Origin of the sequence: Mesorhizobium sp. 113-3-3 (assembly GCF_016756495.1) — a bacterium.
Lineage (GTDB): Bacteria > Pseudomonadota > Alphaproteobacteria > Rhizobiales > Rhizobiaceae > Mesorhizobium.
Genome location: NZ_AP023243.1, coordinates 6,253,124 through 6,277,363, shown reverse-complemented (window position 1 = coordinate 6,277,363; position 24,240 = coordinate 6,253,124). Strand labels below are relative to the sequence as shown.

General features: G+C 63.5%; 18 protein-coding genes. 9 read left to right on the top strand and 9 right to left on the bottom strand.

Going from position 1 to position 24,240, the window contains the following annotated elements:
• Positions 1 to 211: 211 nt before the first annotated feature.
• Entirely contained in the window at positions 212 to 958 is a 747-nt protein-coding gene (locus tag JG746_RS30445) for an SDR family oxidoreductase (RefSeq protein WP_202359540.1), read from the top strand.
• A 17-nt stretch (positions 959 to 975) separates the two neighbouring features.
• Here JG746_RS30445 and JG746_RS30440 read toward each other — a convergent pair whose 3' ends face one another.
• From JG746_RS30440 to JG746_RS30425, 4 genes are all read right to left on the bottom strand, one after another.
• Complete coding sequence (locus JG746_RS30440) at positions 976 to 1,845, bottom strand: SH3 domain-containing protein (protein WP_202356096.1); 870 nt, start codon at positions 1,843 to 1,845, stop codon at positions 976 to 978.
• 357 nt (positions 1,846 to 2,202) lie between these two features.
• Positions 2,203 to 3,489 (bottom strand): NAD(P)/FAD-dependent oxidoreductase, encoded by a 1,287-nt coding sequence (locus JG746_RS30435; RefSeq protein ID WP_202359539.1) that lies wholly within the window; start codon positions 3,487 to 3,489, stop codon positions 2,203 to 2,205.
• 105 nt (positions 3,490 to 3,594) lie between these two features.
• On the bottom strand, positions 3,595 to 3,963 hold the full coding sequence (locus tag JG746_RS30430; protein WP_202356095.1) for a four helix bundle protein: 369 nt from the start codon (positions 3,961 to 3,963) through the stop codon (positions 3,595 to 3,597).
• Positions 3,964 to 4,002: 39 nt separating this feature from the next.
• The gene (locus JG746_RS30425) at positions 4,003 to 5,439 is read right to left on the bottom strand and encodes a glutamine synthetase family protein (RefSeq protein ID WP_202356094.1); all 1,437 of its coding nucleotides are present in this window, start codon (positions 5,437 to 5,439) and stop codon (positions 4,003 to 4,005) included.
• A 142-nt stretch (positions 5,440 to 5,581) separates the two neighbouring features.
• On the opposite strand from JG746_RS30425, the gene JG746_RS30420 reads away from it, so the two are divergent.
• Positions 5,582 to 6,298 (top strand): HAD family hydrolase, encoded by a 717-nt coding sequence (locus tag JG746_RS30420; RefSeq protein ID WP_202356093.1) that lies wholly within the window; start codon positions 5,582 to 5,584, stop codon positions 6,296 to 6,298.
• Between the two features lie 90 nt (positions 6,299 to 6,388).
• Here the strand turns inward: JG746_RS30420 and JG746_RS30415 are convergent, their stop codons facing one another.
• The 3 genes from JG746_RS30415 to aceA form a co-directional block, all read right to left on the bottom strand.
• A complete protein-coding gene (locus tag JG746_RS30415; protein WP_244730560.1) occupies positions 6,389 to 6,793 on the bottom strand; it encodes a response regulator in 405 nt (134 codons plus the stop codon).
• A gap of 280 nt (positions 6,794 to 7,073) precedes the next feature.
• Positions 7,074 to 7,316 (bottom strand): SMc00767 family acetate metabolism repressor, encoded by a 243-nt coding sequence (locus tag JG746_RS30410; protein WP_006202762.1) that lies wholly within the window; start codon positions 7,314 to 7,316, stop codon positions 7,074 to 7,076.
• Positions 7,317 to 7,373: 57 nt separating this feature from the next.
• Positions 7,374 to 8,663: an isocitrate lyase gene (gene aceA, locus JG746_RS30405; protein WP_202356091.1), complete on the bottom strand. Its 1,290-nt coding sequence runs from the start codon at positions 8,661 to 8,663 to the stop codon at positions 7,374 to 7,376.
• A 237-nt stretch (positions 8,664 to 8,900) separates the two neighbouring features.
• Here aceA and JG746_RS30400 point away from each other — a divergent pair, with 237 nt between their 5' ends.
• The 6 genes from JG746_RS30400 to JG746_RS30375 all read left to right on the top strand — a co-directional run bounded on the left by JG746_RS30400 (position 8,901) and on the right by JG746_RS30375 (position 15,881).
• The gene (locus JG746_RS30400) at positions 8,901 to 10,349 is read left to right on the top strand and encodes a helix-turn-helix domain-containing protein (RefSeq protein ID WP_202356090.1); all 1,449 of its coding nucleotides are present in this window, start codon (positions 8,901 to 8,903) and stop codon (positions 10,347 to 10,349) included.
• A 136-nt stretch (positions 10,350 to 10,485) separates the two neighbouring features.
• Positions 10,486 to 11,439: a DMT family transporter gene (locus JG746_RS30395; protein WP_202356089.1), complete on the top strand. Its 954-nt coding sequence runs from the start codon at positions 10,486 to 10,488 to the stop codon at positions 11,437 to 11,439.
• A gap of 326 nt (positions 11,440 to 11,765) precedes the next feature.
• A complete protein-coding gene (locus tag JG746_RS30390) occupies positions 11,766 to 12,863 on the top strand; it encodes a polyamine ABC transporter substrate-binding protein (protein ID WP_202356088.1) in 1,098 nt (365 codons plus the stop codon).
• A gap of 82 nt (positions 12,864 to 12,945) precedes the next feature.
• On the top strand, positions 12,946 to 14,088 hold the full coding sequence (locus JG746_RS30385) for an ABC transporter ATP-binding protein (protein WP_202356087.1): 1,143 nt from the start codon (positions 12,946 to 12,948) through the stop codon (positions 14,086 to 14,088).
• Positions 14,089 to 14,097: 9 nt separating this feature from the next.
• Positions 14,098 to 15,066 (top strand): ABC transporter permease subunit, encoded by a 969-nt coding sequence (locus tag JG746_RS30380; RefSeq protein WP_202356086.1) that lies wholly within the window; start codon positions 14,098 to 14,100, stop codon positions 15,064 to 15,066.
• The gene (locus JG746_RS30375; RefSeq protein ID WP_019860323.1) at positions 15,063 to 15,881 is read left to right on the top strand and encodes an ABC transporter permease; all 819 of its coding nucleotides are present in this window, start codon (positions 15,063 to 15,065) and stop codon (positions 15,879 to 15,881) included. The genes JG746_RS30380 and JG746_RS30375 overlap by 4 nt, the downstream gene beginning before the upstream one ends.
• Before the next feature lie 12 nt (positions 15,882 to 15,893).
• On the opposite strand, the gene JG746_RS30370 is transcribed toward JG746_RS30375, so the two are convergent.
• Positions 15,894 to 17,747: an AsmA family protein gene (locus JG746_RS30370; RefSeq protein WP_202356085.1), complete on the bottom strand. Its 1,854-nt coding sequence runs from the start codon at positions 17,745 to 17,747 to the stop codon at positions 15,894 to 15,896.
• 197 nt (positions 17,748 to 17,944) lie between these two features.
• Between JG746_RS30370 and JG746_RS30365 the strand changes: the two genes are divergently transcribed.
• Positions 17,945 to 19,903: an acetoacetate--CoA ligase gene (locus JG746_RS30365; protein WP_202356084.1), complete on the top strand. Its 1,959-nt coding sequence runs from the start codon at positions 17,945 to 17,947 to the stop codon at positions 19,901 to 19,903.
• Between the two features lie 246 nt (positions 19,904 to 20,149).
• Here JG746_RS30365 and JG746_RS30360 read toward each other — a convergent pair whose 3' ends face one another.
• Positions 20,150 to 24,184: a PAS domain S-box protein gene (locus tag JG746_RS30360; RefSeq protein WP_202356083.1), complete on the bottom strand. Its 4,035-nt coding sequence runs from the start codon at positions 24,182 to 24,184 to the stop codon at positions 20,150 to 20,152.
• Between the last annotated feature and the right edge of the window lie 56 nt (positions 24,185 to 24,240).

Here is a 24,240-nt window from a genome sequence, read left to right as displayed (position 1 = left end):
AGGACCAATCGCTGGATATTGATTGGGTCCACATGTGCGCTTGACACTGGCGCTTGCCGGAGGCTTGTCGGTGAACGAAGACTCCGGAAGCTTTCGCAGGTGCAGCATAGAACGTGAATGTGACGAAAGCTAAGGGAGAAATTGTCTGTCGCGGCATGGGCCATGGCGGTCCGCCGCCTGATTCCGGAAGATATCGATGAGCGGGAAAAGCATGCGTCTGGAAAACAAGGTCGCCATCATCACCGGCGCGGCATCGGGCTTCGGTGAAGGCATGGCCAAGCGTTTTGCCGAAGAGGGCGCCAAGGTCGTTGTCGCCGATCTCAACGCCAAGGGGGCGGAGCGCGTTGCCGGCGAGATCGGCGAGGCGGCGATCTGGACGCAGACAGATGTCTCGCTGCGCTCCGAATTCGACGAGATGGTCTATGCCGCCAAAAGCGCCTTCGGCCGCATCGACATCATGGTCAACAATGCCGGCTACACCCACCGCAACGGCGACATGCTCAAGGTCGACGAAGAGACTTTCGACCTGATCACCGCCGTCAACATGAAGGCGATCTATCACGCGGCCCTTGCCGTGGTGCCGATCATGGAGCGGCAAGGCGGCGGCGTCATCCTGACCACGGCCTCCACCGCGGGGCTCAGGCCACGGCCCGGCCTCACCTGGTACAATGCCTCGAAAGGTTGGGCGATCACCGCCACCAAGTCGATGGCGGTCGAGCTCGCGCCCAAGAACATCCGCGTCAACTGCCTCTGCCCGGTCGCCGGCGAAACCGGCATGCTGGAGAAATTCATGGGCGCTGATACGCCTCAGATTCGCGAGACATTCCGCGCCTCGATCCCGCTCGGCCGGCTTTCGACCCCGCTCGACATCGCCAATGCCGCACTCTGGCTGGCTTCGGATGAAGCCGCCTTCATCACCGGCGTGGCGCTGGAGGTCGATGGCGGCCGCTGCATCTGAAGCGCATCAGAGAGGCATCAGCCGCCGGCCTTGATGTAGCTCTTGTAGATCCAGCCGGTCTTGCCGTTGTAGACGATTTGGCACCATTGCTTGCAGTTCATCACCTGCACCGACGTCCTTGCCGGCACGGTGCCGATGGCGGCTGCGTTCTTCTTCGGGCCGCTGCGCATGGTCACTGCCCTCAGGATGCGCCCATTGCCGGCCGCCGCCACTTTGCGATGCTTGGCCTTGGCGTTGCTGCCATCGTCATCGCTCGCCGCCGGCTGCTGCTCGGGTGCTTGCGGCTGCACTTGCGGGATGGCGGCGGTCTTCGCTCCATCAGGACTGCTGCCTGCCGCCGGTGCCGGCGCGGCAACCTTGGCAAGTTCGGCAGTAGCGTCCGTATCGGTCGCCGATTGTGCGAATGCCGCGGCGGTGGCCGGTTTGTCCGGCGCCGGTTCAGCCTGGTCAGGGGTGGCCGCCTGATCGGATGCCGCCGAAGCGGGCTTCGGCTGGGCCTCGGTCCAACGGGGGTTATTGGCGGCAAGCGCTTGTATGTTGGCTTTCACCGCCGCCACGGTCGTCGGTGAGACCTGGTCGGACTTGCGGGCGGGCTGCGGCACGGTCGCCGCGGCCACAGTGGTTCCGGCAGGCACGATCTTCGTCGTTTTCACCGGAATGGTCGGAATGCTCTGTTCCTGGCTGGCGGCTGCTTGCCGCTCGCTTGTTGGCAATGCCAGCCAGAGCGCCACCGCGGCCACGCCGAGCAGCGCGGCGGTGCCGACCGCTGCAATCACCAGATGCGAGTTCGAACGGACTTCCTGCCAGAAGGACGGCCGCATGTCGTATCCAAACTGCATGGCAAAGCGCCGACGTTCCGGAACACCGAAACTGAAGGGCTCTCTCACTCTCGCCACCTCCATAAGCGGGCCAATGTTCTTTCGATCGTTGCCGGAAGTCCGGCGTCTGATCGGCATCGGTCCCAAAAATCAACACGGGCAAGCCCGCAGCAATCCCCGAATAGTCGCCCAGAAGCGCGAACCTTTCGCCCCTGATTGTGGCATCAGTACGCCATTATAGCGGATTCTGCGCCTTTACCGGCATTTCCGCAATGTGCCGCCAGGGCAATGAATATTACAATATTACATCAGATCGTGATGGCGATTGGATCCAGCACGAGGCGCGTCGCGTCGAAACAGGTCATGCGACTCACTTTCTGGCCCGTATAGTTCCCCTAACCGGGGGCATTTTTGCCCCGATATGCCCTAGATCCGGTCGCGCAGCGCGAACCAGTTGAGCGCCAGGAAAAGCAGCGGCGTGCGGAAACGCCGGCCGCCGGGAAATGGCGGAATTTTCAAGTCCTCGATCAGTTTCAGCCGGTCGCGATTGCCGGCAACGGTCTCTGCATAGAGCTTGCCGAAGAAGTTCGACAGCATGACGCCGTGGCCGGAATAGCCGCCGGCCGAGATCACATTCGGCATCACTTCGCGCACGAACGGCTTCCTCGGCACAGTGATGCCGACATAGCCGCCCCAGCCATGGGTGATCTCGATATCTTTCAGCGCCGGATAGAGCTCCACGATCTGGCGGCGGATATGGATGTGGATGTCCTTGGGGTCGTTGACGCCATAGACCTCGCGTCCGCCGAACAGCAGCCGGCCGTCCCTCGATTTGCGGAAATAACGCACCACGAAGCGGGAATCATCGACCGACTCGCCGCCGGGCAGCACGTTCGAATCCGTCCCCAAAGGTACGGTCGCACCGATGAAGGAGCCGATCGGCATGATGTGCGCGGCACTCACCGGTTCGAGCGTGCCGCCATAGGCGTTGACCGCGATCAGGCATTTCTGCGCGGTCACGGTGCCTCTTGGCGTGGAAACCCTGACCTTGCCGCCAGTGGAAACGATGCCCGTCGATGGCGTACCTTCGAACAGCTGCGCGCCGGCCTGGGCCGCCACCCGCGCCGTGCCGATCACCAGCTTCATCGGATGGATATGGCCGGTGCCGGTGTCGCGCGTGCCGCCGAAATAGGCGGTCGAGCCCAGCCGCTCTGCGGTCTCCTTCGCATCCATGAACGAGATGTGCGGATAGGAGAAACGGCTGGCCATGATCTCGGCATGCGCCTTGTAGTCGTCGACATAGCGCGGCTTGTGCGCCACCGAGAGCTGGCCCGGCATGTAGTCGATATCGATCTGGTTGGCGGCGGCGAATTCGATGAGATGCGCCTTCGCCTCCTCGGCAAGATCGAACAGCGCCCTGGCGCGCGACAGCCCGTATTCGGCCTCCAGGTCCTCGGCCCAGGCGCGCTGGCCGGTGCCGAGCTGGCCGCCATTGCGGCCCGATGCGCCGTCACCGAAACGGTATGCTTCGATCAAAACGACATTGGTTCCCGCCTTGGCGAGATGCGTTGCGGCCGACAGACCGGTAAAGCCGCCGCCGATGATGACAACGTCGCAGGTTCGGTCGCCATCCAGCGCCGGATATTCTGGTCTAGGCCCCGCCGTGTCTTCATACCACGAGCGGCCGGGGGAAATGGGGGATTGATAGGGCATGGTGCTCATAGGGGAGTAGGGGAGTAGGGGAGTAGGGGAGTAGGGGAGTAGGGGAGTAGGGGAGTAGGGCAGTAGGGCAGTAGGGCAGTAGGGCAGTAGGTAGGACTATTCAGGAGACAATTTCCGGATGAGAAGTCGCCAGAGGGTTCCGACGCTCTCACTCCGGCTCATCAGTGGTTCGGCTGCCTCATGAGAGGCGATTCCGACGCGCTGCGCGATCAGCAGATGAGTCTCCAACTCTTTGAGAGATCCCTGCACGATCCTGAGAAATTGCTGATAAGAGGCTCGGCTTTCTCGCCCGTAACCCTCGGCAATGTTGGCGGGAACGGAGGTGGCTGCACGACGTACCTGAGCCGTCAGCCCGTAGCGCTCATCCTTTGGCCAGGCTCTGGTTGTTTCGTAGATCGAAACCGCCAGATCCATAGCTTGCTGCCAGACAATCAAATCTCTGTACGATTCAATCTTGGCCGCCATCCTCGCCCTACTGCCCTACTGCCTTACTCCCTTATTCCCCTAAACATTCAGCAACAAATACTCCCGCTCCCACGGGCTGATCACTTCCATGAAGGTCTCGAATTCCGCCCGCTTGATCGCCGCATAGGTGGCGGCGAACGACTTGCCCAGCAGCGCGCAGAGTTCCTCGTCGCCCTCGAACAGGTCGACGGCCTCGAGCAGGCTGCGCGGCAGGTCGATCTCGTGGGCATTGGCGGTGGTCAGCACTGGCGGCTCGGCCTTGATCTTCCTGGTGATGCCGATCAGCCCGCAGGCAAGCGAAGCCGCCAGCGCGAGATAGGGATTGGCGTCGGAGGACGGAATGCGGTTTTCGACGCGCCGCGCCGCCGGATCCGAACGCGGCACGCGGAACGCCGTGGTGCGGTTGTCATAGCCCCATTTGTTGTTGACCGGAGCCGAGGCCGCCTGTGTCAGCCGGCGGTAGGAATTGACATAGGGCGCAAACATCACCAGCGCATTCGGCACGTGCTTTTGCATGCCGCCGATGAAATGGAAGAACGCCTCGGTCTCCGAGCCGTCCTCGGCCGAGAAGATATTCTTGCCGGTCTTCTTGTCGATGATCGACTGGTGGATATGCATGGCCGAACCCGGCTGGCCCTGGATCGGCTTGGCCATGAAGGTGGCGTAGATTTCGTGTTTCAGCGCCGCCTCGCGGATGGTGCGCTTGAACATGAACACCTGGTCGGCAAGCTCGATCGGGTCGCCGTGGCGCAGATTGATCTCGAGCTGGCCGGCGCCCTCTTCATGGATGAGCGTGTCGATCTCCAGGCCCTGGCTTTCGGAGAAATGGTAGATGTCGTCGATCAGTTCGTCGAACTCGTTGACGCCGGCGATCGAATAGCCGGCGCCGCCGCCGATCGCGCGGCCCGAGCGGCCGACGGGCGGGGTAAGCGGATAGTCCGGGTCCGGATTCTTGCGCACCAGGTAGAATTCGATCTCGGGCGCCACCACCGGCTTCAGCCCGAGCTTGTCATAGGCGGCAAGCACGCGCTTCAACACATTGCGCGGCGTGAATTCGACCGAGCGTCCGTCCTGGTGGACGAGGTCGCAGATGACGGCGGCCGTCGGGTCTTCTTCCCAGGGCACTACTGTCAGCGTCGACAGGTCCGGCATCAGCTTGAGGTCGCCGTCGTCTTCCGGATAGTGGAAGCCGTTGCCGTCTTCGGGATAGCCGCCGGAAATCGTCGTCATGAAGACAGCCGAAGGCAGCGCCAGCGAGGTGTTGGAGGTGAATTTCTTCGACGGCATCATCTTGCCGCGCGCCACGCCCGCCTGATCGGGCGTGATGCATTCAATGTCCTCGATGCCGCGCCATTCCAGCCAGTCGCTGACTTCCTTCCAGTTCTTCACACCACGCAGGTTTTTCACGAAGGCAGGCGTACGCGCCCGTCCTCCGCGGCTCGACGGACGGACTTCCTTTTTTGCAGGCGGCATCATTCACCAGATTGGGTTGCGGATTTCCGAGTATAGCCGTGCCCCACTGTGGAAGGGAAGGGAGGCGCTGCCGGCATTCCCCGTTCCGGTTGAAAATCACGCCGGCCGGCTTAGGTTCGGGCGGCTCGCAACACGGAAGGCATCGATGCGAAACAACAACGAACTGACGACCATTGGCTTCGACGCCGACGACACGCTTTGGCAGAACGAACAGTTCTTCCGCATGACGGAGAAGCGTTTTGCCGCCATGCTTGCCGATCATGGCGAGGAGCAACAGATTTCGGCGCGATTGCTCGAGGCCGAACGGCGCAACCTTGCCGTCTACGGCTTCGGCATCAAGGGGTTCACCCTGTCGATGATCGAAACGGCGATCGAGGTCACCGACGGGCGCGTACCGGCTTCGGTCATAGCGGAGATCCTCGAGGCCGGCCGCGAAATGCTGGGCCACCCGATCGAGGTCTTGCCGCATGTGCGCGAGACGGTGGAGAAACTTGCCGGCGCATACCGGCTCGTGCTGATCACCAAGGGCGACCTCTTCGACCAGGAGCGCAAGCTGGCCGGATCGGGCCTTGGCGACCTGTTCGACGCGGTCGAGATCGTCAGCGACAAGAATGCAGCGACCTATTCCCGTCTTTTCAGCCGCCACGGCGACGGCCCTGCAAAGAGCATGATGGTCGGCAATTCGCTGAAATCGGACGTCGTGCCGGCCATCGAGGCCGGCGGCTGGGGCGTCCATGTGCCGCACGAACTGACCTGGGTGCTCGAGCATGTCGAAGCGCCGCACGCCGAGCCGCGGTTCCGCCAGATATCCGATCTCGGGCAATTGCCCGAGCTGGTGCAAAACATCACTCGGAGAAGTTGATCGCGTTTTGCATGTCGCTCAAAACCGACCGCGGTTTTGGGAGGTCGACATGCATGGAACGAGGTCCTGAAATGCGTCAGCTGACGCGCTTCAGCGGCTGATCAGGCGATCGATCACCGGTTGCAGCCGCTCGGGCGTGATCGGCTTGGCGACGACCACGTCGATCACGTTCGACAGGCCCAGGCTCTCCGGCGTTCCGGTCTTGGTCGAAAGCAGGATCACGGGCGGAAACGATTTTCCCGAAGCCCGCCGCAACGTTTCGATGCCGGACATCAGCGTGTCGCAATCCTTGTTGTCCGCGCCGCCATCCAGCACGATCACGCCTGGCACCATTGTCCGCAAGGTCTTCGCCGCCATATCGGGCGGTTCCGAGATCGGCTTGAGCCCGGATCGTTCGACGATCTTCGATACCACCACGCGATTGATCGGCGATTTCCCGACAACAAGCACCTGCGAGGGATTGCGTATCGTCTCGGTGGTTGAATCCTGGGTCACCAGATTCGGATGTTTTGCGGTCTCGCCCTCGTTACTCACTGGGCACCCAAGTCGGCCAAGAAGCTCGCCCCTATTTCAATGCAGAGTTGAATCTGGGCGACAATTGGCGTGAGATCGCACCCCATGTCAAGGTGAAATAAAAGGCTTCCGAAAACGCCTCCTGCGACAGTGGAGTCAAGCAACAGTACTGTACTGACCTGTCCACGAATTGGTTGCATAAAAATAAAATTCACCTGCGCATACGCTGCGCAGGTGAAGGTTGGGTTGCAACGATTTCCGGTCAGCCATGGCTCTGTTGTGTGACGATCACCGGGATCAGCAGATCGCCCCAATTGCCGTCGCCGCCATGGTGCCTCGCCGAGCGAACCAGTTCCACCGAGACGCCCGCCTCGACCGCCTTCATCACCGACTGGTTGAGCCTGTGCAGATCGTTGGCCAGCATGCGGATCGTCGCCTGCTGGTCGACGCTCATCGTGGTCGATTGTTCTTCGGCCCGTTCCTTGACGCGGCTTATCGATGCCATTGGTCTTCTCCTGTGTGTGAAGCCCTGTTGGGCGTTTCCTCGGTGTTTTCTGATCCGCTATTCGGCGGCCGGCCTGAATTGCGCATGCTCGGTCGATTCATGCATGGCGGTGGTAGACGACTTGCCGCCGGTGATTGCCATCGAAACGGCGTCGAAATAGCCGGTGCCGACCTCGCGCTGGTGCTTGGTCGCGGTGTAGCCATTGGCTTCCGCCGCGAACTCGGCCTCCTGCAACTCGGAATAGGCCGCCATCTGCCGTTCCTTGTAGCCACGCGCCAGTTCGAACATGCCGTAGTTGAGCTGGTGGAAGCCGGCGAGCGTGATGAACTGGAACTTGTACCCCATGGCGCCGAGTTCCCTCTGGAATTTGGCGATCGTGGCGTCGTCGAGGTTCTTTTTCCAGTTGAACGAGGGCGAGCAATTGTAGGCGAGCAGCTTGCCCGGATGGTGCTTGCGCACGCCCTCGGCGAATTTCTTGGCCTGCGCCAGGTCCGGCTTCGAGGTCTCGCACCAGATCAGGTCCGCGTGAGGGGCATAGGCGACGGCCCGCGCGATGCAGGGCTCGATACCGTTCCTGACTTGGTAGAAGCCTTCCACCGTGCGCCCGGCATCGTAGTCGACGAAGGGCTGGTCGCGCTCGTCGATATCGGATGTCAGAAGCTTCGCGGCTTCGGCGTCGGTGCGCGCCACGACGAGTGTCGGCGTGCCCATCACGTCGGCTGCCAGCCGCGCGGCGTTGAGGTTGCGGATATGCGCGGCGGTCGGGATCAGCACCTTGCCGCCGAGATGGCCGCACTTCTTTTCCGACGCCAGCTGGTCCTCGTAATGCACGCCGGCGGCGCCCGCCTCGATGAACGCCTTCATGATCTCGAAGGCGTTGAGCGGCCCGCCGAAGCCGGCTTCCGCGTCGGCGACAATCGGCGCGAACCAGGTTTCGACCGAAAGCCCGTTGCCTTCGGAGGTCTCGATCTGGTCGGCGCGCTGCAGCGTCCGGTTGATGCGCTTGACCAGTTCCGGCGCCGCATTGGCCGGATAAAGCGACTGGTCGGGATACATCGCCGAGGCGGTGTTGGCATCGGCGGCGACCTGCCAGCCCGACAAATAGATCGCCTTCAGTCCGGCGCGCACCTGCTGCATCGCCTGATTGCCGGACATGGCGCCGAGTGCGTTGACGAAATCCTCCTCGTGGATGAGCTTCCATAGCCGGTTGGCACCCATTTCGGCGAGACTCTGGCGGATCTGCACCGAGCCGCGCAGCCGCTTCACATCCTCCGGCGAATAGGGACGTTCGATGCCGTCGAAGCGACCTTCCGGCGCCGAGGGAACGAGATTGTAAAAATCAGTCATGAGTCACTCCGAAGGATTGCTGTGCTTTGTCCGCGCGCCATGCTCCTGGCGCCTTGGAATGTGACTGAATTTACATTGCGGCGCAAAATCAGCCAGAAAAATCAACCAATGAGGCCGGAGATAAGGGAAAACCTGTGTTGTGTTTGACAGAGCGCTGCTGTAAACTTGTCATGATTGTAAAGATGCGGGCGACGGGATTGTCGCGAATGTCATGTAAATTCCTGTCAAGGGCAGTCGATGGCTGAGCAGAAGATTTTCGCCGGGCCGCGCATCCGCCGCATCCGCAACGCCAAGGGCCTGACCCAGACGGCGATGGCCGAGGGGCTCGGCATCTCGCCGTCCTATCTCAACCTGATCGAGCGCAACCAGCGGCCGCTGACGGTGCAGCTCATCCTCAAGCTGGCTTCTGTCTACAAGGTCGACCCGCATGAGTTGCAGGGCGAGGCGAGAGGGTCGGTCGCGGCATTGAAGGAAGTGTTCACCGATCCGCTGCTGGTCGGCGAACTGCCGGGAGACCAGGAGCTGATCGAGCTTGCCGAAGCGGCGCCCAATGCGTCCGCCGCGGTGATAAAACTGTTCCGCGCCTATCGCGAGCAGGCCGAGCGGCTGTCGGACCTCAACGAACTCCTGGCGCGCGAGGGCCGCGCCACCGCGCTGTCCGGCGCCCGCCTGCCGATCGACGAGGTGCATGAGACCTTCGAGCGGCGGCCAAACCATTTTTCGACACTTGAGGAAGAGGCCGAGGCTTTCACCTCGGTGCTCGATCCCGGCGACGATCTGTTCGGTGCGCTGAAAGCCTGGCTGAAGCGCGAATACGGCATCGTGGTCAAGGTGCTGCCGGTCGCCACCATGCCCAACTGGCGTCGCCGCTACGACCGCCATTCGCAGCGCCTGTTCCTGTCCGAGCGGCTGTCGCCGTTCGACCAGCTGCGCGAGGTGGCGATGGAGGCCTGCCTGATCCGCATGACGGTCGCAGTCGCCGGCGAGATCCAGGCGCTCAAGCTGACCACCGATGAAGCCCGCCGCCTTGCCCGCTTCGAGCTCGGCCGCTATGCCGCGCATGCGCTGATGATGCCCTACCAGGCCTTTCATGCGGCCGCCATCCGCGCCCGCTACGACATCGACGTCCTGCGCTCGCGCTTCGGCGTTTCCTTCGAGCAGGCGGCGAACCGGCTGACCATGCTGCAGCGGCAAGGCGCGTCGGGCGTGCCCTTCTTCATGCTGGAGGTCGACAATGCCGGGAACCGATTTCGCAGGGCCGGCAGCCAGGGCTTTCCGCACAGCCGCTTCGGCGGCGGTTGTCCCAAGCTGCCCGTGCATGCCGCCTTCTCCCAGCCGGGCCAGGTTTTCGTCGAAGCGGTGGAAATGCCCGATGGCGCCGAGTTCCTGTGCGTCGCCCGCACACTGGAAGGGCCGCAAGGTGCGTTCTCGGAGCGTCCGCGCCGCACCGCGCTGCTCATCGGTTGCGATATCGGCTTTCGCGACGACATCGTCTATGGCGCCGCTCTGCCCGGCGCGGCGGGCGGTGGTAAGGCTGGACTGGGCGCTCCGACGGCGACGCCGGTTGGACCCGCCTGCCGGCTTTGCGAGCGCGTCGGCTGCCTGGCGCGCGCCGAACCGCCGGTGACACGTCCGCTCGGCCTCGACGAGATGGTGACGGGCCTGAGCGCTTTCGACTTCCAGTAGCGCGGCGGCAAAGGTGCCACAATCGTCGCCGGTGTCTGGATCACCCGCTCTCCAAGCCTTTGCGTTACGCGAACGGAGCAGTTCTTTGTCGCCTCTTGCGCATCGTCCCGTCCACAAAAGCTCGACACTCGCGCCCATGACAGACGCAGCATCATCAGCAGGCCTTGCTGTATCGACCGCCTCGCCGCGCGAGGAACGCATCGGCATGCTTCTGGTCTTCCTGTCGGCGCTGATGTGGAGTTTCGGCGGCACCATCGCCCGCTTCATCACCGTCGGCGACAGCTGGACGGTCATTTTCTGGCGCTCCGTCTGGGCCGCCGCCTTCCTTCTCCTGTTCATGACCTGGCGCGACGGCTGGCGCGGCATGCTGAGATCGTTTCGCGACATGGGCTTGCCTGGCCTTGCCGTGGGGTTCTGTTTCGCCATCGCGTCGACCGCCTTCGTCGTGGCGCTCGCCTACACCACCGTCGCAAACATCTTGCTTATGCAGGCGGGCGTACCACTTCTGGCGGCGCTGCTGGCCTGGGCCTTGTTTCGCGAACGGGTCGGTGTCGTGACTTGGGTGGCGATCGCCGCCGTCATTGCCGGCGTTGCCATCATGGTGTCGGAATCGCTTGATGGCGCCGTCTCGCCCATAGGTGACGGGCTGGCGCTGCTGATCGCCTTGATGTTCTCGATCGCCACCGTCATCACAAGACGCTTCGCCAGCGTGCGGATGACGCCGGCGACCTGTCTCGGCACGCTCCTGGCCGCGGGCTTTGCCGCCTCGCAGGCATCGACCTTCACGGTGTCGGCCGCCGACATGGGCTTTCTTTTCGCCTTCGGCGTGGTCAATCTCGGCATCGGTCTCGCGTTCTTCGCCACCGGCGCGCGGCTGATCCCGGCGGCCATCGCGGCACTGCTCGGCACATTCGAGCCGATCCTTGGGCCGATATGGGTCTGGCTCGTCCATTCCGAGGTGCCGTCCGGGCGCACCATCATCGGCGGCGCCGTGGTGGTCACGGCGCTGCTCGTCCATATCGGGCTCGAGTTCAAGCGACAGGCACGGCCGCGGCGGGCAGGGGTCACCGGGGTGCCATCGCCGAATTGATGCCGGCCGCTGAAGCTTTGCCATTGACAATGTTGCTGCCGCCCGGGCAGGCTGGGGCCACGGCAACAACAAGACAGGCGTATCTTGCCAAGTCTCCCCGCCGGTCAGATCGAGACCGGACCATATTTCTGTATTCCTGTCCGCGCGGCGGCGAAAGCTTCTGACGACGCCGTGCTTCCTTCCAGATCCAGACGATCGCGCGGCCGCAACCGGCGCGCCAATCGGCGCTTGTTGTCCCCTGGAAAGCTCAATAGTCTGAAACAAATGCCCGGCCGCGCGCATGTCGCGACGAGCCGGCGATGGAACACTCACCAAAGGAGAATAGCATGATCCGCAAAGCGCTCTGGCTTTCGGCGACCTCGGTATTTCTGACATTGTTCACGCCTGCCGGGCATGCCGAGGACCGCGTCGTCAATGTCTTCAACTGGTCCGATTATATCGACCCGACGATCATCGACGACTTCACCAAGAAGACCGGCATCAAGGTCGTCTACGACACGTTCGATTCCAACGAAATCCTCGAGACCAAGCTGCTCGCCGGCGGCAGCGGCTATGACGTCGTCGTGCCGAGCGGCAATTTCCTGGCACGCCAGATCCAGGCCGGCGTGTTCCAGAAGCTCGACAAGTCGAAACTGCCGAACCTCTCCAACATGTGGGACACGGTTTCGCAAAGGACCGCCAAATACGACCCGGGCAATGAGTATTCGATCAACTACATGTGGGGCACGGTCGGCATCGGCTACAACATCAAAAAGGTGCAGGCAGCGCTCGGCACCGACAAGATCGACAGCTGGGACGTGTTCTTCAACCCCGAAAGCTTGGCCAAGCTGAAGGATTGCGGCGTCTATGTGCTGGATTCGCCTGCCGACATCATTCCGGCAGCGCTGAAATATGTCGGCCTCGACCCGAACAGCACCTCGCCCGACGATATCGCCAAGGCCGAGGAAGCTTTGATGAAGGTTCGCCCCTTCATCCGGAAGTTCCACTCGTCCGAATACATCAATGCGCTCGCCAATGGCGACATCTGCCTGGCGGTCGGCTGGTCGGGTGACGTCTTCCAGGCGCGCAACCGTGCCAACGACGCCAAGCAGGGGGTGGAGATCGGCTATTCCGTGCCGAAGGAAGGCGCGCAGATGTGGTTCGACCAGATGGCGATTCCCGCCGATGCGCCGCATGTCGCCGAAGCGCATGAATTCCTGAACTACATGATGACGCCGGAAGTGATCGCCAAATCGTCGAACGCCGTGCTCTACGCCAACGGCAACAAGGCCTCGCAGCAGTTCGTCGACAAGGCACTGCTGGGCGACCCGGCCGTCTATCCGGACGACGCGACCTTGCAGAAGCTCTACACGGTCTCTCCTTACGATCCCAAGACCCAGCGCGTCATCACGCGCACCTGGACCAAGATCGTCACCGGCCAATAAGGATCTGAAGCGACCTCGGCGAACAAAAGCCGGGGTCGCGTCTTTTTGGGGCATGAAGCAGGAAACAGCACGGAGTGGGGATATGAAATCGCTTGGCAGCATCCGCAGGGACTTCGCGCCATGGAACGACCCGAACGCCAAGCCATACATCCAGTTCGACAACGTCACCAAGAAGTTCGGTGACTTCACCGCCGTCAACAATCTGTCGCTGACCATTTTCGAGCGCGAGTTCTTCGCCTTGCTCGGCGCCTCGGGTTGCGGAAAATCGACGCTGCTGCGGATGCTTGCCGGTTTCGAGGAACCGACGGCCGGCCGCATCCTGCTCGACGGTCAGGATTTGCGCGGCATCCCGCCCTATCGCCGGCCGGTCAACATGATGTTCCAGTCCTATGCGCTGTTCCCGCATATGACGGTCGAAAACAACATTGCCTTCGGCCTCAAGCAGGAAGGCATGCCCAAGCCCGATATCGAAAAGCGCGTCGCCGAGATGCTGAAGCTGGTCAAGCTGGAGCAGTTCGCCAAGCGCAAGCCGCACCAGCTCTCTGGCGGCCAGCGCCAGCGCGTCGCGCTCGCCCGCTCGGTCGCCAAGCGGCCGAAAGTGCTGCTGCTCGACGAGCCGCTCGGCGCGCTCGACAAGAAGCTGCGCGAGGAAACCCAGTTCGAACTGATGGATCTTCAGCAGGAGCTCGGTCTCACCTTCGTGGTCGTCACCCACGACCAGGAAGAAGCGATGACCATGGCCGATCGCATCGCCATCATGGACAAGGGCGAGGTCATGCAGGTGGCGACGCCCGCGGAAGTCTACGAGGCCCCGGCCTCGCGCTTCGTCGCCCATTTCGTCGGCAACGTGAACATGTTCGAGGGCAAGGTCGCCGAGCGGTCGGCCAACACCACCCGCATCACCGGATCGAGTGGAGCCCAGATCCTCGTCGAGAATGGCGGTGCGGCCGCCGCGGCCAATGCCGATATCGTCTTCGCCATCAGGCCGGAGAAGATCAAGGTGTCGTCGAAGAAGCCGGCCGATGCCGTCAACGCGCTGGAAGGCGAGGTCTATGACGTTGCCTATCTCGGCGACATGACCGTCTACCACATCAGGCTCGACGACGGGCAGATCGTGCGGGCAAGCGCCTTGAACGCGGCGCGCGTGACCGAGGATCCGCTGACCTGGAACGACCGCGCCTGGGTGTCCTTCCGGCCCGACGCCGGCGTCGTGCTGGCACGGTAGGGGGCTGAGATGTCCAACATCGCCGTCACCGCTGCCGCCGCGCCACCGACCGCCGCCAAGCCGTTCCTGACGCGCCTGGGAGCCGGCTTCGTCAACCGGCTCGTCATCATCGTCCCCTACCTCTGGCTGCTGTTCTTCTTCCTCATCCCCTTCGTCATCGTCTTCAAGATTTCATTGTCGCAGACAGCGATCGCCATGCCGCCCTACACGCCGGTGCTCGATTTCAGCGACGGCGTCTCCGGCTTCTTCGCCGGGTTTCGCGACCTCAACTTCGACAACTATGTCTGGCTGACGCAGGACGCGCTCTATTTCAAGGCCTATGTGACGAGTGTCATCATTGCCGCGATCTCGACCGTGCTGACGCTGATCGTCGGCTACCCCATCGCCTATGGCATGTCACGCGCGCCGGCGACCATCCGTCCGACATTGCTGATGCTGGTCATCCTGCCGTTCTGGACGTCGTTCCTGATCCGCGTCTATGCCTGGATTGGCATCCTCAAGCCCGAGGGCTTGCTGAACCAACTGCTTTTGTCGCTGCACATCATCAACCAGCCGCTGGTCATCCTCAACACTTATACGGCGATCTTCATCGGCATCGTCTATTCCTATCTGCCCTTCATGGTGCTGCCGCTCTATTCGTCGCTGGAAAAGATGGATTACTCGCTGATCGAGGCTGCCAAGGATCTGGGCTGCCCGCCGACATCGGCTTTCTGGAAGATCACCTTCCCGCTGTCGCTGCCGGGCGTCATTGCCGGCTGCCTGCTGGTGTTCATCCCGGCCGTCGGTGAGTTCGTCATCCCCGATCTGCTCGGCGGCTCGTCCACGCTGATGATCGGCAAGACGCTGTGGAACGAGTTCTTCGCCAACCGCGACTGGCCGGTATCGTCGGCGGTAGCCGTCATCCTGCTTCTGCTGCTCACCGTGCCGATCATGCTTTTCCAGCAGGCACAGGCGCGTGCCCAGGAGCAGGGTAAATGAACGCCACCTGGAGCCGTTTCAACGTCACCTCGATCGTGCTTGGCTTTGCCTTCCTGTACCTGCCGATCGTGCTGCTCATCGTCTTCTCCTTCAACGAATCCAAGCTCGTCACTGTCTGGGGCGGCTTCTCGACCAAATGGTACGTGTCGCTGTTCCACAATCAGGGTCTGATGGACGCCACCTGGGTCACGGCGCGCGTCGGCGTCATTTCGGCCACCGTGGCGACGGTGCTCGGTACACTCGCGGCGCTAACCCTGACGCGCTACACGCGGTTCCGGGGCAGGGTGCTGTTTTCCGGCATGGTCTTCGCGCCGCTCGTCATGCCGGAAGTCATCACCGGCCTGTCGCTGCTGCTGCTGTTCGTCGCCGTCGGGCTCGACCGCGGCTTCTTCACGGTGACGCTCGCCCACATCACGCTGACGATGTGCTTCGTGGCGGTCGTCGTGCAGTCGCGCCTGGTTTCCTTCGACCGGTCGCTGGAGGAAGCGGCGATGGATCTCGGCGCAACGCCGGCCAAGACCTTTTTCCAGATCACGCTGCCGGTCATCCTGCCGGCGATCGTGTCCGGCTGGATGCTGGCCTTCACGCTGTCGCTCGACGATCTGGTCATCGCCTCCTTCACCTCCGGGCCGGGGGCGACGACGCTGCCGATGAAGATCTACAGCCAGGTCCGTCTCGGCGTGACGCCGGAGATCAATGCCGCCTGCACCATCCTGATCGCCGTCGTCGCTGTCGGCGTCATCATCGCATCGATCGCCAACAAGCGGCGCGAAGTGCAGCGCCAACTCGACGAACAGGCCGCGCAGCGCGGCTGAGGAGATCGCGAGCTATTCGCCCGAAACGCCGCGGCTTATCGGCGAAATGAACGGCGTGCTCCAGGTTCCGCCGACGAAGAAGGAAGACTGGTTGGGGCCTTGCTGGCCGGTCTTCTGTGCGGCCGCCTGGTCCGGCTGGATGACGCCGCCGGACAGTGCCAGCCCACGCCCCGCATAGGAGGCGATGCCGGAAAGCCAGATCTTGTACTTCGCTGAATTGGCCTCGGCCTTGTCCAGCCTTGCCACGCCTCGCGAAATGGTCGCCTTCACTTCGGCGCCATCGATCGGCAGGGTGCCGTCGGAGACATCGTCGAGCGCGAAGAAGCCGCCCTGTTCGGTATGCTTGAGGAAGGCCGGCAGGTTGAACTTGCTGAGCGCGCCGGGGCCGAAGGTCGCCGAGACCGAACCGTCGGCGTTTTCAAAGATCGAATCCCAGGTCCTGCCCGGCCCCTTGAGGATGACGGAAACGGTGCCCGTGCCGACCGGCACGAGCCGGGTCATGCCGGCCGCCGTGCCGAACGCGCCGCCATCGACGTCAGACGCAAGCAGCCGGATCTCGACCTGTGTGCCCTCGGGCTTGCGGTCGAAACGAAGGCTGGTCTGAATGTTGCCGCCAAAGGCCGAGGCGTCGGAGATGTCGAAGACCGAAAGACCGTCCTTGACCTGGGCGGTGGCGGCGACATCAGCAAGCTGGATCGCGCCGGCCGTGGCATGCGCCGCCGACAGCCTGAGATCGAGATTGACCCGGTCGGCGAAACTTGCCTCCACGTCACCTGGTCCGCCCCCGCTTGCCGGCCCCAGCGGGGTAAAGGCCGACAGGAAGGACCTGAGATCGAGCGTGTCGAAGGCAAGCGTGCCCGAGATCACGGGTTGGGCGTCGCCAAGCGACAGGTCGAGTGCGCCCATGCCCGGATTGTTGTCCAGCGTCAGCGCGGTGTTCTCGAATTTGACGCGTCCGGCCGACGCCGTGACCTTGCTCGAAATGCCGACCGAGCCGATCGCGGCACTCGGTGCGATGCCGGCCTGCGACCATTCCAGCACGCGGCGCAGCGACGGTGCGGCGAATTTCACCTGGCCGTCGAAATAGGCGTTGTCGGACATGCTGGCCGTGCCGTCGAAGGAGAAGGTGGCGGGGGCAGCCTTGAAAGACAGAGTGAGCGGTGCCATGCCGCCGGCAAACAGCACCAGCGGCTTCTGCGAGGCGGCATCGAGGGCGACGCTCTCGCCGCGCCAGATCCCGGTTGCAGACAGCGTCGCATTGCTGTTCATCGCCGCCCAGGTCGCCTGACCGCTGAGGCTGCTCAGGATCTCCACGTCCTTGCCGTTGACGGAAGCCACCATGCGTCCGTCCCTGAACTCAACCGTGCCGAAGGCATCTGCCGGCAGCTTGTCGAGGTCGGGCTTGGCGGGGTCGGCGCTGACCACGCCGCGCGCCGTGTCGATGGAGCGCGCGATGCGCCCGCCCGTCGGCGCGGTGGGCAGGAACAGGCCGTCCGCCGTGCGCTGGACCCGGATCGTCGGCCGCACCAGTCGCGCCGTGGAAAACACCACGTCGCCCTGCAAGGCCGCCATGGCCGAGAGGTCGATTTCGACCCGTTCGGCTTCGACGACCGGTGGTGCGTCGGTGTCCGTCCATTTCGACAGCGTCACATCGCTCAGGATTGCCCGGAATTTCGGCCAGACCTCGATGCGCGGCGAGCCTTCGATGGCGACCCGGAAGCCGCTCCAGGCGCTCATTTCCCAGGCGATGCGGTCGCGCACGATGCGCGTCGAGGCGATCAGCGGCAGCGTGGCGACCACAAGAGCGATAACGATCACGGCAGCGCCGATCGCCCATACTCCGCGGCGGATCAAGGATGATGGCATCTCGCCCTGTCTGCTTGCGTTCCGATTAATCGCCCGGTGTGTAACCCCAGCCGTCACTACGACTTAAGACTGAGGCATTTCAAGTCTTTATGGCCCGGCGATGGCATTTGCGCACACCTGGCCGCTTGCGCCCAACAAAATCTTGCTCTGCTGCGCTGCGATATGCATAAGCGATGACGACCGTGGGAGGATCGATCATGGCTGCCGAAGTACCGCTCTGGACCCCGACGCAAGACCGGATCGACGCATCGCCATTGACGGCTTTCCTGAAGGCGGCTGAGGCGAAAGCCGGCGCCACATTCGCCTCCTACGCCGAGTTGCACCGCTGGTCGGTCGAGGATCGCGAGGCGTTCTGGAGCCTGGTTTGGGACTTTTCCGGCATCGTCGGCGACAAGGGCGAGCGCCTGCTGGCCGATGGCGACGAGATGCCGGGCGCCTCCTTCTTCCCCGACGCAACGCTGAATTTCGCCGAGAACCTGTTGAAGAAGACCGGTGCCGGCGAGGCGATCGTCTTTCGCGGCGAGGACAAGGTGGAGCGACGGCTGTCGTGGAACCAGCTGCATGGCCTGGTGTCGCGCCTGCAGCAGCTTTTCCTGTCGCTCAAGGTCAAGAAGGGCGACCGCATTGCCGCGATGATGCCGAACATGCCCGAGACCGTCGCCGCCATGCTTGCCGCCGCCTCCATCGGCGCGGTGTGGTCATCCTGCTCCCCCGATTTCGGCGAACAGGGCGTGCTCGACCGGTTCGGCCAGATCGAACCCGTCATCTTCATCGCGCCAGACGGCTATTGGTACAATGGCAAGGCGATCGAGGTCGCCGACAAGGTCGCCGCGGTCGCGGCCAAGCTCGGCAGTGTCCGCAAGGTCCTGCTTGTCGATTATCTCGGCACCTCGGCCGATGTGGCCGCAACCATCGACAAGGCGATGGCGATGGAAGAGGCGCTGTTCCCTTTCGTGGAAAAAGCCGTCGGCTTCGAGCGGCTGCCGTTTTCACATCCGCTCTACATCCTGTTTTCATCAGGAACCACCGGCATCCCCAAATGTATCGTCCATTCGGCCGGCGGCACGCTGATCCAGCATGTCAAGGAACACCGGCTGCATGCCGGGCTCGCTGACGGCGACCGCTTCTTCTACTTCACCACATGCGGGTGGATGATGTGGAACTGGCTGGTGTCGGGCCTGGCTTCCGGGGCGACACTTCTGCTCTACGACGGCTCGCCTTTCTACCCCGACGGCAATGTGCTGTTCGACTTCGCCGATGCCGAGAAGATGACCTTCTTCGGCACTTCGGCCAAGTTCATCGATTCCGTGCGCAAGGCCGGCCTCAAGCCGATCCGCAGCCATGATCTGTCTGATGTCCGGGCGATCGCCTCCACCGGCTCGCCGCTCTCGCCCGAGGATTTCCGCTTCGTCTATGACGGCATCAAGAAGGACGTGCATCTGGCCTCGGTTTCCGGTGGCACCGACATCGTCTCCTGCTTCGTGCTCGGCGTGCCGACCCAAGCGGTCTGGACCGGCGAGATCCAGGGACCGGGCCTCGGCCTGGCTGTCGATGTCTGGGACGATGACGGCAAGCCGATCCGGCAGGAGAAGGGTGAACTGGTCTGCACCAAGGCGTTTCCATCGATGCCGATCGGCTTCTGGAACGACCCCGACGGCAAGAAATACCAGGCCGCCTATTTCGAGCGTTTCGACAATGTCTGGTGCCATGGCGATTTCGCCGAATGGACCGTGCATGGCGGCATGATCATCCATGGCCGTTCGGATGCCACGCTCAATCCGGGCGGCGTGCGCATCGGCACGGCGGAGATCTACAACCAGGTCGAGCAGATGCCGGAAATCCTGGAGGCGCTGTGCATCGGCCAGGATTTCGACAATGACGTGCGCGTCGTGCTGTTCGTGCGGCTGGCCGCGGGCGTCCAATTGGACGAGGACCTGGAAAAACGCATCCGCGCCAAGATCCGCAGTGGCGCCAGCCCCCGCCACGTGCCGGCCAGGATCGTCGCGGTGTCGGACATTCCGCGCACCAAGTCGGGCAAGATCACAGAGCTTGCCGTGCGCGACGTGGTGCATGGCCGCGCCATCAAGAACAAGGAAGCGCTCGCCAACCCGGAAGCGCTGGAGCTGTTCAGGAACCTGCCGCAGCTTGCCGAGTGATCCCGACCGGCATGGTTAACGAACCATGTCGCGGGAATTTACCTAGATTTCACGAGTGGTACACATTCGTAAATCTTTCAGCGGTCCGGTAAGGACTTGTTAAGGCCCGGCCCCGATAGTCGCATGTAACTTGAGGGAGAAATCCCGTTCCTCAGCCCCCGGAGGATCTGAATTCGCTCAAGCCCCCGTTGTGACAGCAATCCCATCTCTTAAGGCGCCCTTTGGGCGCCTTTTCTTTTGGGCTTGCTATTCCGCCAGCACGCGCGTCGACGGGAAGGCGACCTCGACCAGCGTGCCTTCGCCGGGCGTCGAATTGATGGTGAAGCGGGCGCGGTTTGCTTCCACCATCGCCTTGGTCAGCGGCAGGCCAAGGCCGGTGCCGTCGCCACGCCCGCGCTTCAGCGCGTTGATCTGCTTGAACGGCTTCAGCGCCTGTTCGATCTCGGCCTGGCTCATGCCGATACCGGTGTCGCGCACCCGCATGACGACGTCGCCTGAAGTCTCATAGGCCGTCGAAACGATCACCTGGCCGCCGGCCTGGGTGTAGCGGATGGCGTTGGACAGGATGTTGAGCGCGATCTGGCGCACGGAGCGCAGGTCGGCCACCACTTCCGGCAGCCGCGAGGCGAAGCTGGAACGGATGATGACGCGTTCGCGGTTGGCCTGCGGCTGCATCATCGCCACGGTCTCGGCCAGCGTGTCGTTGAGCGACACCGCCTCATAGGCCATTTCCTGCTGGCCGGCCTCGATCTTCGAGATGTCGAGCAGGTCGTTGACCAGATCGAGCACATGGTTGCCCGAGCGGTTGATGTCTCTGAGATAGTCGCGGTAGCGGTCATTGGCGACCGGCCCGAACTTTTCGTCGACCATCAATTCGGAAAAGCCGATGATGGCATTGAGCGGCGTGCGGATCTCGTGGCTAATGCGGGCCAGGAAATCGGTCTTTTGCGAGGACGCCCGTTCGGCCACCGCGCGTGCCTGCGTCAAATCCTCTTCCGCTCGCTTCCACTGCGTGATGTCGCGCACGACGGCACAGAAGCCGCTGTCGTTGGGCAGCCGGCCGATGGTCATGAACAACGGGATGAAGCGCCCCTGCGCCTCGCGCCCGATCACCTCGCGGCCGTCATTCATGACGCTCGCCACGCCGGGTTCGGACAGGCCGGCGAGATAGTCGCGCGCCGCGCGTTGGCTTTCGATGGCAAACAGCGAGGCGAACGGCTTGCCGGTCACCTCGTCGCTGTCGAAACCGAACAGCGCTTCGGCCGGCCGGCTGATCGAGCGGATGGTGCCGTCGCTGCCGATCAGCACGACGCCATCGGTGGCGGTGTCGATGATGGTACGCATCTCGGCAATGCGCGCCTTGAGCTCGGAAATGTCGGGCTGTGTCGGCTCTTCGCCGACCACGTGCAGGGCCGCGGGCGCGTCATCCTCGCCGGAACGGCGCACGACCAGCATCAGCGCCTTGCCGTCGCGCCATGGAACGGAGCGCAGGATGGCGTCGATCGGGAACTCCTGTCCGTCGCGGGTCTTCAGCCGCAACGCCCGGTCGCTGCCATCGGCGGCACCGTCATCGGCATAGGGATCGGCAAACAGCGCACCGAGGCCGCCGGCATCCTCAAGATCCTCGAGCGTGTCGTAGCCGGTCAGGTCGAGGAATTCCTCATTGGCATAGTGCAGCTGGTCGCCCGAATGGATGAGCAGCGGCACCGGCAGCTTGCCGAGCAGCGAAGTGTCCGGAGCCTTGCCTTCGTCGCCGATCGAAAAGGCCGACGGCACGATCCCTTCGGTCTTGAGCGGCGGCACTTGCAGACGCGGCCGTCCAGCCGGGCTCTCGACAGCGTCGGCTGTGCCGGCGATTTCGCGGCTGAACGCGGCGGCCCGCCCGTTAGAGGCTACGGCCTTCTCGCCATCGACCCAGTCTTCATTGTCCTCGGCATCGCGGAAATCGGCCGACGTCATGCTGTCGTCATCGGCCGCGAGATGTCCGGCGTCTGCAGCTGCCGGTTCATCGTCGATCGAGTCGGGCTCGGCAGCTTCCGGTTCCACAGGCTCCGGTTGAGAGGCCGTGGGCTCGTCATTGTCCGCAACGGGGCCTGGCTCGTCTTCGCGGTCGGCGTAGCTGAGCAGCGAGCCTGTGGCAGCAGCCCGCGTGTCACTCTCCTCCTCGTGAACCGCGTCGTCCGGATGGGCGCCGTCGAGCCGTGCGAGATCCGCCTGGTCCTCGGCATCGGTTTCGGATGGCTCGGCCGGCACCGCGTCGTTGTCTGGCTCTGCAACCGGGATTTCGCCGGCCTTTGCCGGCTCCTGATCCGGGACAGCATCGGGCGTCGACGCAATCTCGCCAGCGGACTCGATCGGAGCTTCCGTCTTCGCGACCGGCGCCTCGGCTGCTGTTTCAGCCGCGGGCTCAGCCGGTGTCTCGACCACCGGTAGGCTTTCGGTACCGGGCTTCTCCGCTTCCGGCGGCTCGGCCGGCGCACTGTCTTTCTTCAGCCGCTCGCCGATCTCGCGGAAGGCGCTGCGTTCCAGCGTCGACAACCCCTTGTCGTTGGCCGGCTGCCGGTGTTCGGCCAGGCGGATGACCTTGTCGGCAAAGCGCCGCTCCTGTTTCGGAACGATGGTCAGCGCCGGCACCTCGCCCTTGAACGGGTCCGCCGCATCTGGTTCCTCGGTCTTCGGCTCTTTCGCTTTAGGCTCTTCAGCGGCAGGCTCGACCGCTTCCGGGTCCGGAGCCCGGCCATTGGGCACCAGGGCCATGCCGATCGCTTCTGGATCGACGACCGCATCACTGGCGCGCGCGACGCCGAAGCCGCGAAAACCCTCGAAGGCGCGGCTGCGGCCATAGACAGGCAAAGCCGCCAGGTCGACGGGAATCTTCAGGTCGGTGCCGACGACAGGCCAAAGTACGGAGCGGCCGGACCAGGTGTCGCGCCGCTCCAGCAGGCCGGCGATCTCGCCGGACGCGTCAAGGCCGAAGGCCGCCGCGACATCCCTGAAGCGCCGGCCGATCACGTCGGCGGCCGGCTTGCCGACAATGTCGGCGAATTCCGGCGACAGCGCGCTGAATTTGCCTTCTGCGTCGGTGCGCCAGACGAAGCGCAGCGGCGCCGCCGAGCGGTCTATCGTGCGAGCTTGGGTCGCGGTCGATGCAGCCGGGGAGGCGGCCTCGTCCGGCGTCGCGCTGCCCACCGAAGCCTCGGCGCCGGCCGCTTGGTCCGCATTTTTCGCTTCCGGCGCGGCAGGCGCGGGTCGCGCGTCATCCTCACCGGCGTTAAAGTACCAGTGATCGTGCTGTGCCGGTGTGCCCCTTGCGGCCCGCTGATCGTTGTCGGCGGCAACCGGCGCCGGGCCGGTTGGCTCCGAAACCTCTTGTGCTGCCCGTTCCGGCCTGTCTTCGGCCTCGGGCTCGGAAGAGGCGGGCTCCTGCTCGATTTCGGCAGTGCCGGGCGACCGTTCGACAGGCTCCGCCTGCGAAACATCCGCCGTTGGCTGATTGTCCTGGTGAGGATCGGATTGCGCGGCGCCTTCTGCCGCTGTTGCATGGTCAATCTCGTTGGCGGGGTTTTCCGTTGCTGCCGAGGGACTGTCTGCCGACGCCCCTGAAGCAGCGGCGTTGTCCTCGAGCTGATCCTCATCGATCACCACCAGAAGATGCCGCTCCGGCGTCAGCCGCGCGAGACCGGCCGGGTAGGAGGTGTTGCCGCCCGGAACGAGGCGCTTGACGATGCGCTCGCCCTCGGCGGCCACATCAGCCACCAGAGCGGCCAGCGTCGCGGGCAGGATGCCGAGCTTCGAAAAGCCGTCCGACGCCGCCTCGACATTACCCACCGCATCGATGAAGGCGATGAAATGGCCGTCCTCGGTGAAGCCGCTGATCGCCCGACTGGCGATCTCGGCGGCGCCGCGCGAGCCAGTCTGGGCCGCTGGCACGGCAAGCATGATCGCCTTCTCGCCGTCGGGCAGCGTCACCGCACTTGCCTGGAAGCCGATGGTGCGGCTGGTCATGCCCGTCGCCAGCCTGACGGTAATGCCGCGATCGCTGCCGATCTCGGGAAAACCGCTGGTCGCCATGATCTGGCGGCGGGCGATCAATGGCAACTGTGCCGAGGCGCCGATGATCGCTTCGATGTCGGGGTAGCCGAACAGGGCGGCGCCCGGCCCATTGGCCCAGATCACCTGCTCCAGGTCCACCGACAGGATCGCGAGCGCGTCGCCGGCGGCAAAGCGCTGGCGCACCGCGTCGAGCACGGCAACGTCGAGGAAGGAATATTCGGACGGCATGCGCTTGGCGAACCCTAACGGAGCGGCGAAATTTGCAGTTAACGCTTTGTTAATAA